This is a genomic window from Arthrobacter sp. 05T423 (assembly GCF_056396245.1).
The window spans coordinates 1-13639 of record NZ_JBFTLC010000006.1; the positions used below are offsets into that span (position 1 = coordinate 1).

16 protein-coding genes and 2 pseudogenes are annotated in these 13639 nt (G+C 65.8%); 7 read left to right on the forward strand and 11 right to left on the reverse strand.

All coding sequences use genetic code 11. The features are described 5' to 3' along the window. From AC1DFE_RS06895 to AC1DFE_RS06905, 3 genes and pseudogenes are all read left to right on the forward strand, one after another. Nucleotides 1-286: pseudogene (locus AC1DFE_RS06895) on the forward strand (MFS transporter); the annotation flags it as partial. Nucleotides 287-627: 341 nt separating this feature from the next. Further along, on the forward strand, nucleotides 628-1908 hold the full coding sequence (locus AC1DFE_RS06900) for a GmrSD restriction endonuclease domain-containing protein (RefSeq protein WP_476905163.1): 1281 nt from the start codon (nucleotides 628-630) through the stop codon (nucleotides 1906-1908). 253 nt (nucleotides 1909-2161) lie between these two features. After that, nucleotides 2162-2659, forward strand: a complete 498-nt coding sequence (locus tag AC1DFE_RS06905) for an excalibur calcium-binding domain-containing protein (RefSeq protein WP_476905164.1) — start codon at nucleotides 2162-2164, stop codon at nucleotides 2657-2659. 174 nt (nucleotides 2660-2833) lie between these two features. Here AC1DFE_RS06905 and AC1DFE_RS06910 read toward each other — a convergent pair whose 3' ends face one another. The 3 genes from AC1DFE_RS06910 to AC1DFE_RS06920 all read right to left on the reverse strand — a co-directional run bounded on the left by AC1DFE_RS06910 (nucleotide 2834) and on the right by AC1DFE_RS06920 (nucleotide 5001). Continuing rightward, nucleotides 2834-3214, reverse strand: a complete 381-nt coding sequence (locus tag AC1DFE_RS06910) for a YybH family protein (protein WP_476905165.1) — start codon at nucleotides 3212-3214, stop codon at nucleotides 2834-2836. Nucleotides 3215-3240: 26 nt separating this feature from the next. Then, nucleotides 3241-3996: an SDR family NAD(P)-dependent oxidoreductase gene (locus AC1DFE_RS06915; RefSeq protein ID WP_476905166.1), complete on the reverse strand. Its 756-nt coding sequence runs from the start codon at nucleotides 3994-3996 to the stop codon at nucleotides 3241-3243. Between the two features lie 81 nt (nucleotides 3997-4077). Beyond that, nucleotides 4078-5001 carry a LysR family transcriptional regulator gene (locus tag AC1DFE_RS06920; RefSeq protein ID WP_476905167.1) on the reverse strand — a complete coding sequence of 308 codons (924 nt, stop codon included), beginning with the start codon at nucleotides 4999-5001 and terminating at the stop codon, nucleotides 4078-4080. Between the two features lie 145 nt (nucleotides 5002-5146). Here AC1DFE_RS06920 and AC1DFE_RS06925 point away from each other — a divergent pair, with 145 nt between their 5' ends. Next, complete coding sequence (locus AC1DFE_RS06925; RefSeq protein ID WP_476905168.1) at nucleotides 5147-5461, forward strand: muconolactone Delta-isomerase family protein; 315 nt, start codon at nucleotides 5147-5149, stop codon at nucleotides 5459-5461. After that, on the forward strand, nucleotides 5458-6663 hold the full coding sequence (locus AC1DFE_RS06930) for a YbfB/YjiJ family MFS transporter (protein ID WP_476905169.1): 1206 nt from the start codon (nucleotides 5458-5460) through the stop codon (nucleotides 6661-6663). The genes AC1DFE_RS06925 and AC1DFE_RS06930 overlap by 4 nt, the downstream gene beginning before the upstream one ends. Nucleotides 6664-6693: 30 nt before the next feature. On the opposite strand, the gene AC1DFE_RS06935 is transcribed toward AC1DFE_RS06930, so the two are convergent. Genes AC1DFE_RS06935 through AC1DFE_RS06945 form a run of 3 tightly spaced genes read right to left on the reverse strand, consistent with a single transcriptional unit; the run spans nucleotide 6694 to nucleotide 8981 of the window. Beyond that, on the reverse strand, nucleotides 6694-7695 hold the full coding sequence (locus AC1DFE_RS06935) for an SLAC1 family transporter (RefSeq protein WP_476905170.1): 1002 nt from the start codon (nucleotides 7693-7695) through the stop codon (nucleotides 6694-6696). Next, the gene (locus AC1DFE_RS06940) at nucleotides 7692-8216 is read right to left on the reverse strand and encodes a PaaI family thioesterase (protein ID WP_476905171.1); all 525 of its coding nucleotides are present in this window, start codon (nucleotides 8214-8216) and stop codon (nucleotides 7692-7694) included. The genes AC1DFE_RS06935 and AC1DFE_RS06940 overlap by 4 nt, the downstream gene beginning before the upstream one ends. Before the next feature lie 48 nt (nucleotides 8217-8264). After that, entirely contained in the window at nucleotides 8265-8981 is a 717-nt protein-coding gene (locus AC1DFE_RS06945; RefSeq protein WP_476905172.1) for an SDR family oxidoreductase, read from the reverse strand. A 128-nt stretch (nucleotides 8982-9109) separates the two neighbouring features. Here AC1DFE_RS06945 and AC1DFE_RS06950 point away from each other — a divergent pair, with 128 nt between their 5' ends. Beyond that, nucleotides 9110-9592 carry a winged helix-turn-helix transcriptional regulator gene (locus tag AC1DFE_RS06950; RefSeq protein WP_476905173.1) on the forward strand — a complete coding sequence of 161 codons (483 nt, stop codon included), beginning with the start codon at nucleotides 9110-9112 and terminating at the stop codon, nucleotides 9590-9592. Nucleotides 9593-9654: 62 nt separating this feature from the next. On the opposite strand, the gene AC1DFE_RS06955 is transcribed toward AC1DFE_RS06950, so the two are convergent. Then, nucleotides 9655-9939: an ABC transporter permease gene (locus AC1DFE_RS06955; RefSeq protein ID WP_476905295.1), complete on the reverse strand. Its 285-nt coding sequence runs from the start codon at nucleotides 9937-9939 to the stop codon at nucleotides 9655-9657. A gap of 32 nt (nucleotides 9940-9971) precedes the next feature. Here AC1DFE_RS06955 and AC1DFE_RS06960 point away from each other — a divergent pair. Beyond that, nucleotides 9972-10163, forward strand: a pseudogene (locus AC1DFE_RS06960) (response regulator transcription factor); the annotation flags it as partial. 32 nt (nucleotides 10164-10195) lie between these two features. Here AC1DFE_RS06960 and AC1DFE_RS06965 read toward each other — a convergent pair. From AC1DFE_RS06965 to AC1DFE_RS06980, 4 genes are all read right to left on the reverse strand, one after another. Continuing rightward, nucleotides 10196-10519 (reverse strand): hypothetical protein, encoded by a 324-nt coding sequence (locus tag AC1DFE_RS06965; protein ID WP_476905174.1) that lies wholly within the window; start codon nucleotides 10517-10519, stop codon nucleotides 10196-10198. 163 nt (nucleotides 10520-10682) lie between these two features. Next, nucleotides 10683-11450, reverse strand: a complete 768-nt coding sequence (locus AC1DFE_RS06970; protein ID WP_476905175.1) for a DUF2182 domain-containing protein — start codon at nucleotides 11448-11450, stop codon at nucleotides 10683-10685. Continuing rightward, nucleotides 11451-12056, reverse strand: a complete 606-nt coding sequence (locus AC1DFE_RS06975) for a DUF1326 domain-containing protein (RefSeq protein ID WP_476905176.1) — start codon at nucleotides 12054-12056, stop codon at nucleotides 11451-11453. 186 nt (nucleotides 12057-12242) lie between these two features. After that, nucleotides 12243-13583 (reverse strand): NosD domain-containing protein, encoded by a 1341-nt coding sequence (locus AC1DFE_RS06980; protein WP_476905177.1) that lies wholly within the window; start codon nucleotides 13581-13583, stop codon nucleotides 12243-12245. Between the last annotated feature and the right edge of the window lie 56 nt (nucleotides 13584-13639).

Here is a 13639-nt window from a genome sequence, read left to right on the forward strand (position 1 = left end):
CTGGTGGGTGCTGACCGCCCTGATGGGTGTGCCGTACGGGTCGGTGAGCATCGCCTCCAACCAGGGGCTGTACATCTCCGCCGCCCCCGAGGACAGGGGAGTGGCCGCCGGGATCTTCCAGACTTGCCGGTACGTCGGCGCCATCAGCGCCACGGTAATGATCGGCATCTTCTACGGTACCGACGTGAACCAGGAGAACTGGGGCCGCGTGGTGCTGGTGATGCTTGCGCTGAGTGCGGTGACGTTCGTGGTGTCGCTGCTCTGGCGGGAGCGGAAGGCGGCGTAGCCGCGCGGCAGGGATATCCGCGCTTCCTGTTCCAAGCGTTAAGCATTGGACTTCGATTGCGACGAGCACCCTCAAGATTGGCTCAAGACCGAATCAGCTTTGTCCCAAGATCAACGCAGTTTCGGTTTCCGCGGGCATCGAGGAAATAGTCTCTTGCGAGAACCAATTCGGCTTTAGCAAAAAGGCCCGGCTATTTGCCGGGCCTTTTTTAATGGGAAAAAACTATGTCGAGCTATGAAAGCCTCAGGCGTCCGGGGCCATCGGGCGCGGGGCCGGCCCCGGGGCCGCCCAAGAAACCACGCGTTTCCACTTTCATTGTCGGGGGCCTCACTGCGCTATTCATGATCATGGGGGCGTTCAGTGGCGGCCTTGGGGGCGAACTGGTCTTCCTTGCCATCACGATCGCCCTTACCGGCCTCTACGTCCTGGCGACCGGCCGCCGTTCCTGGGCGTGGCTCCCGCCCAAACGGAAAGCAGGGGCCATCGCCCTTGCCGTCTCCCTTGCCCTCTTTATCGGCGGTGCTGTAGCGTTACCGCGGACCACCACAGGGAACCTTCAGGCCGCGCCATCGGAGAGCGCGGCCTCGCCAACCTCCACCGAAGCGAGCGCGACTGCCGAAGCGCGCGGAACTGCCAAAGCGGCACCCACGCCGTCGTCCGCTGCAACCGTGCAGGAGACCGGCGCTCCGCTGGATCCTGACAGCCCCTACCTCTTGGCGCAGGGGGCCAGTGTTGCGGCTCCGAAGACTCAGCCTGCCTTCGCCACCAAGGCAGTCGACCTGCTGGCCACCCTTCCCATCAAGGGCCGGGCACCTAAGACGGGATATGACCGCGCGCTGTTCGGGCAGGCCTGGGCAGACGTTGACCGTAACGGTTGCGACACCAGGAACGACATCCTGAAACGCGACCTTACCGGTATTGCCTACACCAACAGCGTCCCCTGCAAGGTGCAGTCCGGAACTCTGGCGGACCCGTACACGGGCACCACGATCGACTTTCTGCGGGGGGCTGCCACCAGCAGCGCCGTCCAGATCGACCACGTTGTTGCCCTCAGCGACGCCTGGCAAAAGGGGGCACAGCAGCTGACCGCGGAACAGCGGACGGCTTTCGCCAATGACCCTTTGAACCTGCAGTCGACAGACGGCCCGACCAACATGAAAAAGGGCGACGGCGACGCAGCCACCTGGCTGCCGCCGAACAAGAGCTTCCGGTGCGAATACGTGGCCCGGCAGATTTCGGTGAAGGCCACCTACAGCCTGTGGGTCACCCAGGCGGAACACGACGCGATGGCGAGGATCCTGGCCAACTGCTCGGGGCAACTGGCGCCAACAAACGAGAAGGCACCGGTGTCACCGACCAAGGCACCTGCCGCCGCTCAGACTGCACCCGTGGTGGCCGCGCCTGCCCCGCCGGCTCCGGCTGCTGTTGAGCCGGCTCCGGCCCCAGTTGCTCCCGCACCGGTAGTGCCAGCCCCGGTTCCCACTGTGCCGGCACCGGCGGCTGTCTACTACGCCAACTGCTCGGCGGCGAAGGCCGCAGGTGCGGCGCCGCTGTATGCAGGGTCCGCGGGCTACCGTCCAGCGCTGGACCGCGACTCCGACGGCGTGGCCTGCGAACGCTGATCCATTCCATCACTCCACCGTTTCAATCTTTCCAAGTGGGAAAAATGAAAAAGACACTCACACTACTTGTGCTGACCGGCCTCATGCTTACTGGATGCGGCGGCAACCAGGCGGACAAGCAGGCGGCACCGCAGCCGACAGAAACGGCCACGGCCACCGCCACTCCAGAGACGGTCACCGTTCCCAGCGTGATGAGCCTGACCCTGGATGAGGCCCGGATCAACTGGAAGATCTCGGGTTCGAGGTCGACTCCGTGGACATCGTCGACGGCAAAACGATCGTCCTTAAGAAGAACTGGCAGGTGATGTCCCAGGACGCCGGGGAAGGCGCACAGGTGGCAAGGGGCTCCATCGTTCACCTCGGCGTCAAGTCCCTGGAAAAGATTGCAGCCGAAAAGGCTGCCGCCGACAAGGCTGCGGCCGACAAAGCGGCGGCGGCGAAGGCTGCGGCTGACAAGGCTGCGGCAGCGAAGGCCGCGGCGGACAAGGTGGCGGCCGACAAAGTGGCGGCGGCCAAAAGGGCAGCAGATGCGGCGGCCGCCAAACAGGCGGCCGAACAGGCAGCTGCGGTGCCGGCGCCTGTGGCGCCTGCCGCTCCCGTCGCACCTGTCGTTCCGGCAGCGCCTGCGGCGGCTGCTTATTACGCCAATTGCGCTGCCGCCCGGGCTGCAGGTGCCGCACCGCTGTATTCGGGGCAGGCGGGCTACAGCACCAGTCTTGACCGCGATCACGACGGCGTGGCCTGCGAGTAGTAGTCGTCGCTGACTTCGAAGCCGTGGATACCCTCGTTTCGAAGGTATCCACGGCTTTCACGTCAGCAAGTCGGTGTCAGCGCCAGGTGCGACGACGCCGATCTGGCTTTCGCGTCCCAGCAAGACGTCCTGCCGCGCACGGTGTGAAGTCCGGAACGCGCGGAAGCATCCCGCTCAAAGTCCGGGCCGGTGCGACACCTGGTAGAGCGCCAGCGTCCAGTCGTCTCCGCTGCGCTGTGCGGCGACGCCGATGAGCACCGGCAGCGTCGGCCGACCGTCGGCGAACCCGAAATCGACGCCGAGGTAGCCGTAGACGTAGTCGCTTGCGGGCCTCCGCGTTTCGAGGATTCGGTACTCTGCGGTCAGTCCGAGGGGCTGGGAGGCGTAGTAGTCGGCAACCCCTTGGCGGCCGACCGTGTACGGGTGCAGGCCCTGGAAGATGGCGTCTTCGGTGAACAGTTCGGCGATGCCTTCGGAGTCGTGCGCGTAAATGGCGGCTTTCCAGGGGTCGAGGACGCCCCGCAGGATTTCCACGTCCGCTGGTGTCGTGGTCATTTGTTTGCTCCTCTCGGTGGGTGTGGTCAGCGGCCGGCGCTCATGCCGCCGTCGACATGCAATATCTCGCCGGTGACGAACCCGGCGTGTTCGAGGAAGACGATCGCGTCGACAATGTCGGTCACTTCGCCCATGCGGCCTACGGGGTGCAGGGCCGCAAGGTCTGCATACGTCTCGGGCGAGTGCATGGGGGTCTGGATTGTGCCTGGGGCCACGGCATTGACCCGGATGCCACGGGTTGCGTATTCGATGGCGAGCGACTTCGTTGCTGACTGCAGGCCGCCCTTGGTCAGTGATGCCAGCACCGAGGGAACGCGGGAGTCGGCGTTGTCGACAAGGCTGGTGGTCACGTTGACGACGTGGCCAGCGCCGACGGTCAGCATTTGTTCGACGGCGCGCTGGGTGATGCGGAAGAATCCGTCCAGGTTTACGCCGGTTACGGCCGCGTAGTCGTCTGCCGTGTAGTCCGTGAAGGCCTTGGCAATGAACACGCCGGCGTTGTTGATCAGCGTGTCGAGCCGCCCGAACCGCTCGACGGCGGTGGCGATAACGCGGTCGGCTGTCGCGGGGTCGGCGACGTCTCCCTGCACGGTGATTAGCTCTGGATCGTCGGACATCGGGATGGAGCGCGACGTGGCGACGACGGTCCAGCCGAGCTTGCGGTAGGCGGCGACGGCGCCCGCGCCGATGCCCTGGGATGCGCCGGTGACGACGGCGACCTTGGGAGCTGGGCGGGTGGGCAGGGTGCGGGCGGAGGCGGGGGTGGTTTGCGTTGTGGTCATGTATCGAGAGTGCTCCTGACCCGCCTGCCGCCGCCACGACCGCCGTCCTCCCTTCTGGTAGTCGGAGCCTCTCAGTACGGCCTAAGGGGCCGGGCGACGGTGCGGGTCGCCAGCGGGCAGCCAGACATCGGGGCGATGCAGGTCGAGGTCGCCGAGATCCGTGGACAGAGCCTCGACGACGGCGTGCACGGCGGCCCGCGTCTCGTCGGAGCGCCACACGAGCGACCACGTCCAGTACACCTCCGGTGCCACGACCGGGCGCTCATGCAGGTCGGGCGGAATCGGCGCGATGATGTCCTTCGGCGATCGGAGTACGGGGCGGCCGCTGCGCCGCACGTGGTCGAAGAACGCCGGGCCCGTGATGCCGCCGTCGGTGATGCGGTGGGTGTGTGCGCCGGTGTCGCGCGCGAACTGCCCGGCGTAGAGGTTCCACGACGACCACGAGGCGGTGTCGTCGTCGAGCAATGCGACCACGTCCCGGGCCGCCACTTCGCCGACGGTGTCCCCGGCCGAGACCGCATGGAGGCGGTCGGCGCCGAGGAGCGCGGCCCGCAGGCCGTGTGCCTCGAGGTCCGCTGCGCGAACCCAACACACCGCAAGGTCAAGGCTCCCGTCGGCGACCCGCTCCGCCTGGGTGTGCGACGGCGCGACCCACGGGTCCACGTGCACTTGGGCCACCGACGCGGTGCGCGCGGCGAGGTCGGCCGGGAGCCAGCTGACATACCCCAGGCGTACCGGCTCGGTCCCGGACAGGCGGGCCGCCCGCAGCTCGACGTTGTCGGCGCGAGCCAGGAGATCGCGTACCTCGGGGAGCAGTGCAGCTCCGGCCGGGGTGAGGGTCACGGATCGCCGGTCCCGGTCGAACAGCCGCACGCCGAGATCCCGTTCTAGCGCCTTGATCTGCTGGGACAGGGACGGGCCAGCAATGAGCAGCCGGGACGCCGCCCGCCCGAAGTTCAATTCTTCGGCGACTGCGACGAAATACCGCAGCTGGCGCAGTTCCACGGCCCCAGTCTACGTGCGCTAGGAGGCTGTGCCTATCACAAGCGAGGACGCCGGTCGTGGCGGCGGGATCGGGAGCGGCCGGACTATGAAGAGGTACGGACGGCCTGCAGAAAAGGGCCGTCGGAGGAAAGAACGGAGCCAGATCATGCGAGAGTTCCTAGTCGAGATCACGACGAGCATCCCCGAGGGCACAAGCCCTGACGAGGTGGACCGTCGCCGCGCAGCTGAGGCAGGGCGCGCGCGGGAACTGGCGGCCGCGGGCCGCGTGGTCCGGTTGTGGCGTCCTGTCGGCGAGCTGCGCAGCATCGGGATCTGGCGGGCGGCCGACGAGGCCGAGCTCCACGAGAAGGTTCTCGGCACGCTGCCGCTCCGTCCGTGGATGACCGTGACGGTGACCGCGCTCGAGTCCCACCCGAACGACCCCGGCCGCACGGCGGCAATGCCGGCCACGGCATCATGACTTCGATCGTGAACGCCGCCGTGACTTCCACCATGAGACCGTGGCTGCACGTGTGGCAGGCCGCCGCGGCGCTGGCCGCGGGGATGGGCGTCGGGCGGTTTGTGTACACGCCGATCCTGCCCGCCATGCACGCGCAAGCAGGTCTGTCGACGGTCGCGGGGGCGCATCTGGCCACCGCGAACTACGTCGGCTACCTCGCGGGCGCGCTGGCCGGCATCGCGGTCCCCGCGGTATCTCGTTCGCGGGCCACGCTGCGGGGCTCCTTCGCCGTGTTGGTTGCGAGCCTGGCGGCGATGCCGGCTACGGAGAGCGAGCTCGTGTGGATGGTCCTTCGCGGCCTCGCCGGCGTGACTAGCGCGTTGATCTTCCTGGTTGCGGTGAACGCGCTCATCAGCGGTTTGCGGGAAAGCCACGCCCACCTGGCGGGCTGGGGCTTCGGCGGAGTCGGCGCAGGAATCGCCGCATCTGGGCTGCTGGTTCTAGTGCTCCGGCCGGTCGCCGACTGGAGGGCAGCGTGGTGGGCATCTGCCGCGCTCACCGCGGTGCTCGCCGCGATCGGTTGGACCCTGCGCACGGCACCGGGGGACCCCGCGCCGGCCGTCGCGGCTAACCTTCGCACCGTTGGGCCGGCGGTGCCACGGCGTTTTGCGGCGTTGTTCATCTCGTACACCCTTGAGGGCGTCGGGTACGTCATTGCCGGAACGTTCCTGGTGGCCGCGATCGAACAAAAGGCCGCCGGTGGGCTCGGAGCCAGCGCCTGGGTGCTGGCCGGTGCGGCCGCTGTGCCGGCGTCAGCACTGTGGACGCGGTTGGGGCGGCGATGGTCCCGCCTCCACCTAATGCTGGCCGCCCTCGTCTTACAGGGCGTCGGCATCGCCCTCCCGGCGCTGACAGACGGCGTCGGCGCCGACCTCGCCTCCGCAGCCCTGTTCGGCGGAACGTTCGTCGGGATCAGCGCGCTCGCCCTTGCTGTCGGCAACGAGCTCCGATTCCCCAGATCGGTCGGGCTGCTCACCGCGGGATACTCCGTTGGCCAGATCGTGGGCCCGCTGGTCGTGGCCCCGATACTGCAGCAGGGATACGGCCCGGCGCTGGTCACCGCAGGGGCAATCGTTCTCGCCGCGGCCGTCGCTGCGGCCAGCGTGGGGCGCGTGCCCGCCCGGCAGCTCTCCACGCCGGCCCCAGTCCTCCCCGAAAAATGAGGACCCTTGTCTGCCGGGCCCATCGAGCGGCTACTTCGGGCCGGCGATGGCTGTTGGGGCTGTGCGGGCGGCAATGGCCAGGGTAAAGGCTGTTGCGAGGCCGAGAATCGTCCAGGCGTAAATCTCCCGGCCGGGGAGGTCCGTGGTTGCGAGCCAGCGGATGGCATAGTTCGTGGTTGCGCCAACGGGAAAGGTGAATACCCAGAACATTTGCGTGAAGGGAAGCTTGCGGTACTCGGGGAGGAGCATGACCTGCATCAGCGCCATGATCACCAGCACGCCTGTCAGGCCGAGCTGCACTGCCCCTACGGGTCCTGGATGTGAAACCATCCAGGCGATATTGGCCGTTGCAGGCGCAGCCAGATATGCGGACAGTCCGATCTTGGCGGCTGGCGGCACCTCGCCGCCGGTCATCAGCCGCACGGTGACGACGGTTCCCACGACCAGCCAGAAGAACGCGCCAATGCCAAACGCGGCCATGGCCGCATCGTGGGCATGGATGCTTGAGAATCCGATGCTGGCAACGAAGAACCCCGGCACGACGGGCAGCAAGTAGCCGGGATGGATGGACTGCATGGACACCCCGCCGGTGACCCAGTGGGCGAGGAGCTGGGCAGCGACGATGGCAAGGGCGGCAATGAAAGCCATGCACAGCCACGCGCCCCATGGCGGCAGATACTGGCTGTAGTGCGCCGAAAGCAGGATCCCCACTAACGGGATGAAGGCGGCAAACGGCCCTGTCAGTTCATGTCTCAGGTCGGCCCTGAAACCTCCTTTTCGGCGGAGGCCGCGGAATACGTAGAGGGCCGTCAGGACCAGCCACAGAGCGCTGGCAGCTCCGTATAGGATTTCCTCCGGCCACATCGGGGATCCGAGTGTGCTCCTCGCGGCGGACCAGCCACCGCCCAGACCGGCAAGCCCCAGAGGAATTCCGAAGCGGCTCAAAGCCCCCGTTCCCGAAGGGGCGGCCGGGGGCAAGGCGCGGTCCTGGGCTGTCGGCGTCAGCGCCGCGATGGTGCCGGTATCAGTCATTTCGTGAGTCCGCTCGGTTGGTGGGGGAAGATGAGCAGCGTGCTCGTGGCGGTGGCGAGGAGTTCTCCGCCGGCGGTGCTGAGGCGGCCTTCGGTGAATATCACCCGCGAGCCGGATTTCACCACTGACCCCACTGCGTGAAGAGCGCCCTTGTTGAGCGTGATGGGCCGCAGGTACTTGACCGCCAGATCGATGGAGGTGTAGCCGATCCCTGCTGCCAGCGTGCTGTGTACTGCGCAGCCGAGCACCGTGTCGAGGAGCGTGCATGCCAGGCCGCCGTGCACCATTCCGAGGGGGTTGTAGTGCGCTTCTCCCGGCTCGCACTGGAACTTCACGTGTCCGTATTCCGCCTCGACGAGATCGAAATTCATGAGGGAAGCGATCGGCGGCGGCGCAATGCTGCCGTCGCGGAGCCCGGAAAAGTAGTCCAGGCCCGACAGCCGTGGCAGCTGTTCGAGGGCGATTGCCGGATCCATCCACGTGAATGTTTCCGAGCGTTCCGCCGCGGTGTTGGTTGACATGGGGGTTCCCACTTCAGGTTCTCTGCAGGTCTTCAGTGTTTGACGCCGTCATACGGGAGCATTGGCAGTCAGGGCAGGGTACAGATCCGAGATCGGACCGGACAGGCCGAGCTTCACTCCGGCGCTGATCTCGTCCACGATGACCTCGTAGTCACCCTGCTCGAGCCCATCGAACGACTTCCGCGCAACTTCCCCGGGGGAGGTCTTCGGGGCATCCACGCCCTTGGCCATGGCTGTGTCCATGTAGCCGACGTGCACACCCGTGACCTGCGTGCCTTGGGGCGCCAGCTCCAGTCGGAAGGAGTTGGTGGCTGACCACAGTGCGGCCTTTGACGCGCTGTAGGCACCGGTGAGTGCGATCCAGCTCAGCACCGAGTGGATGTTGAGGACCGCCGATGTCCCGCTGGCGGCGAGCACCGGTGCGAATGCCCTGGTCAGGGCGACCGGTCCGAAGAAGTTGGTCTCCATGACTGCACGGATCTCCTCGTCGGGCAGTGCCAGCAGAGTGTCCGATTCGACGCTCATGCCGGCGTTGTTGATCAGGACTGTGACGTCCGGGGCCTGGGTGACGGCTGCCCGGATCGAGTCGGGGCTGGTGATGTCGAGAGCTAGGGCGACGATCCGGGGATCGTTCCACTCTTGCGGGCGGCGGGCGGTTGCGTACACCTTCGCAGCACCCCGGGCGAGGGCCTGTTCCACGAGCTCGCGGCCCAGGCCGCCGTTCGCACCGGTGACAAGGACGACGGCGCCAGATAGCAGTGACATGAATTCTCCTGATGTCGGATGTGCCGGCGACGCAGGGTGTCGCGGCCTCGGAGTTTCAGGCTACCCGAGTCAGTTGGAATTTCCAACTGACCTGTATACTTGAGGTGAGTACTGAAAGCAGGTGAAGGATGAATCAGCAGACCGAGACGTCGGTTAGCGCGCCGAGGGCGTGTTTCATCGCGGCAGGACTGGACGTGTTGGGGGAGCGGTGGGCGCTGCTTGCGCTTCGTGAGATGTCGCTGGGCGTTCACCGGTTCGATCAGATCGCACGAAACACAGGCGCATCCCGCGACATCCTGACGGGCCGGCTGCGCACACTCGAAAGCCGTGGCGTGATCGAGCGCGTCCAGTACTCCGAGCGTCCCGCGCGCTACGAGTACCACCTCACAACTTCCGGAGCGGAAGTCGCGCCCATTCTCATTTCCCTCGCGGCCTGGAGCAGTACGTGGATGCGCGACGAGACGCCCCGTGCCTCGTACAAACACACTTGCGGGGCCGACTTGAAACCGCTGGTCTTGTGTGCGGAATGTGGTGAGGAGTTCAAGCCAGGAAGCTTGATGCTCGGACCGCTGGTGTCAACGGCGGAAACCACACCGGCGTCCGGCCAGTAACCACAAAAACCAGACAGAGGACGACGGCGGTACCTCCCGCCGTCATCCGCCCCGGCGCACGCTCACGCCGCCGGGACCACCGGCACACTGAGCCGACCGCCCCGGTACGTGACGGCGAGGACCGTTCCCAGCTGCTGCGGGTCGGTGATGTGGGCCAGCCGGGACCAGTCGGGAAGGGCGGTCCACACCACGCTGGTGTGGGAGTACCACTGGTCCTCCACGACGGCGCTGACGGTCAGGTCCCTACCGCCGACGCTAACTTTATCGCCCAAGGTCAGTGCGAGGTCCCTGGCCACGGTACTGCCGATCACCACGGTGCCGGGCGGCGCGACGGCGGCCGGCGCCAGCCCGCCGTCGGCCTTGACGCCCGTCGACTGGTCAGGTCCAGCTGCTCGAGCGGCTGGCCACGGGTCTGTCCAACCGCGCCATCGCCAAGGAAATGTTCATTTCCGAGGCAACGGTGAAAACGCACCTGGTGCACATCTACGAAAAGCTCGGCGTGGACAACCGCACGGCAGCAATCGCCGTGGCCGCTGAGCGGCGGATCATTCGGGGACGGGGCTCCCGGTAGCCGGCAAACCCGGGCGTAATTCCCCGGCGCGGCTATTCGGACGAACGCCGGTTGCGTGCCAAGCGCGCCAGCCGGCTGAAAGCCAAGACAAAGATGGTCTCGATCAGCACCATCAGCCCGAGCAGCAACCACTGCCCGCGGCTGATGAAGAAGACGGCGCCGGTGACGACCAGTACAGTCCCGAGGGCCAGGGCGTAGACCGCGAACCCGAGGGCCACCCGGGCGCTGCGCACGCCCGTGCGGAAGCCAAAGCCCTGCGGCTGTCCGCCCGGCAGTCCATCCACGCGGTCGCGGCCTGCGGGCGGGAGCCGGTCGAACTCCTGCCACAGATCCTCGTCGTGATCCCGATCGGTCATGCTTCTATTATCCCGCGTACGTGGGCGGCCGCTGTAAAGTACGCGGACGGCGACGCAAATCCCTACCGGCGACCTGCCCGCTCGTCACGGACGCGCACTGTCGATCGTTTCACGCTGGCGGGACAGACGGTTCCAAGGGGGGGGGCGGCAGAGTTGGGTAATTTCACATTGCCGACGGGGCGTAGAGTCCGGGCAGCAAGGCAGGATTCGCCGGAATGAAGAAGGCGAAGATGAGCAGGGCGGCGCCGATGGTCTTACTCAGTGCAGGGCCGTGGGTCCACGTCTTCTCGAGGAATACCGTCGCGGCGATGACAGCCATCCAGGCCAGGTTCATCACGCCGACGGCGATGAGGACCGCCATCAGCCCCCAACAGCATCCGATGCAGTACAGGCCGTGGTACAGCCCGACGCGCAGGTCGCGGAGGCGCCCCCTATAACTGGAGACGTGGAGCAGGAACGCTACCGGCGAGCGGCAGTGGCGGAGGCAGAAGTCCTTGAGCGGTGTCACTTGATAGATGCCGGCGGCCCCCACTACCCCGGCTCCCACCCAGGGCGCGGCATCCGGCACTCCCATCGCCAGCCAGGTCGCCAGCTGCGCGGCCGCGAAGGCGACGGCCCCGAAGACAGCCCACGCCACCAGGTACCCGGTAACGAGTGCCACGGTTCGGGCAGCCCGGAGCGCAGCACTTCGGGTGGACCGGATGGAGCGCAGATAGACGGCCGTCAAAGGGGACAAAGCCGGGAGCATCATTGCGGCCATCATCAGTGTCCAAGCCGCCAGGAAGCCGATAATTCCCAACCCCATTGTCCCCTGCCCGGGAGGCATGTCCCGGAAGCCCAGGACTGTGAAGTACCAGGCGGCAGCCGCGAAGCCCAGCAGCACCAGCAGGGCCGCGTGGTTGCGGATCGACAGGTGCGCCTGCCCGCCCATTCAGGCCGACCAGGCGAACGGCGCCGAGAAGGAATTCTTTCCGGCGTTGTCCCACGACAGGCCGAACACGTCGACGGTGGAAGTGACGGCGCGTCCGGCGGCCACGGTGTCGGCGGGGAAGACCACACCGCTGACCTTCACCCCGGCGCCGGTCGTGTCAAGCGGTGAGACGAAGTCCTCCACCGTCATCTCCACCGAGCTGTCGATCCGGACCCGGTGCTGCCTGCCGTCATCCACGTAGGTGAAGGCGCGGGACTCCATGCCCAGCATTTCGCCGATCAGGGGGCCCACGCCTTCCATCGGTCCCCCCAGCTGGCCGCCGAACACTGCCCCGAGCGCTTCGGTCTGCTCCGGCGAGGCAGCCGCGTCCATCAGGAGACCCACTCTCCAGCCGCCGTCGCCCATCAGCGCAGGTGAGTCGACCACGACGCAGGTATTCAGCCCGCCGACGTCGACTCCGTTGACGTTGCCGGTGTTGATATGGAACACGAGCACCACGTTGCAACGGTCATAGTCCCCCGGTGCGGTCATCCCAGAGGGGGTGCATGGACATATCATGTCGCAGTTACAGTTTTCGAAGTAGGTTCCTTCGATTTGCCATGCCATGTGAGGCTCCTCTCGAACGGACCCCCCTTATGCTGGCAATCTGGACCCTGCATCGGGATCCGTCAAGAGGCAGGCGACATAAATTTTCCGGGTCCATAACCGGGTGTTTGACGGGGTGTCCCTTTTTACAGTCAGGCTGCCGGAGGAGGTTTTGGCCATCAGGATCCTGGGCTGTGCGTGTGCCGCCTAGAAACCGACAGTGGGTGTGGCCCTGAAGGCGTTAACAGCCCTATCTGCGATAACTTGGGCGTCACTTCCGGAATCAAGGATCGTATTCCGGGCTGATTCGGGATCGACCATGACGGCCGTAACGGCGAGGCCGTCCGAAACCTCGGTCGTCAACAGAGCGTCCACCTGGCCCTCGAAGCAGGAGTCACTTGACTTGGAGTGAACGTCCATCGCCACCACGTGGTTGTTGGAGACGAAGTTGCCAACGCCCGTCATCAGCCGGATGATGACAGGCGTCGCACCGGTCGGCCGGATGCTCTGTGAGTCGGTGATCTGGGAGAAGTGGTTGCCGATGACAGAGTTGTTGTTGCCGCTGACGCAGAGAAGTCCGTTGAGGTCGTTCAGTCCGTTGTCGACTCCCAGGAAGGGCGTCCAGGGCTCGTGGTCACGCAAGAAGTGATTCGTGGCCACGAGGTTTTCCGAACTATTCTCCGCCAGAATCACCATCCCGGGGTAGAACGAATGCAAACGGTTGTTGGTGACGCTTGAACGCGTGACACCGTGGAGATGGACGCTGCTCGCACCGCGGGGGAAGACGTTATTCGCGGTTATCAGGAGCCCGCCATGGTTTTCGGCGTAGATCGAGTGACCCTTGAAGCCTGCTCCGACCAAGTTGTCGGTGATCTTTGATGCCTGTCCCCACCCGCGCAGCTCGATGCAGCTTCCGCATTCAGCGATGAAGTTGTCGTGAATGGAAAGCGCGTCCGCGTTGTAGATGGTGAGAGCGTTCTCAAGGTAGACGAACCCCATGCCGTTTACGCGGAATGAGTCATTGGCGCTCGCGACATAGATACCGGTCTTGCCGTTGACGTAGGTGTTCTCCGGATGCGTCCCCGAGCCATCCGGGGTGAAGTGCAATCCGTCGATGCAGAAGTTGGAGAACTCGACCGAGCTGATCCGCGGGCTCCCGCTTCGCTCAACGTAGAAGGCGGCTCCCTTGGATTCCTCCCCGTCTCCGCTGAGGGGAAGGTCGACGAGAATGCGACTCCCTCCGGGCCACAGCTCATGCAAGTCGGGCCATTCGTCTTCCGGAACGTTGAACCGGATGCTCGACGACGTAAAGCCGTGTCCCGAGCCTTGGATCTTCAGGAAGCTGACGTCGATCACCACCTGCGTACGAAGATGGTAGTCCCCGGGCGGAATGTAGATCACCGCGCCGGGCTTCCCTCCATTGTTCTCATCGGTGACGGCCTGCCGGTCCTTGATGTCAGCGATGATGCTGTTGATGACTTCACCGACGTCCTCGGAGGGATTGCCGACCGGCCACGTAGTCACGTCGTAGTAGTTGTTGCTTGACATGGTTTTCTTCCCTTGATGTTGCGGTTTCTCAGCCCGATACCGGGGCGCCTGCACCG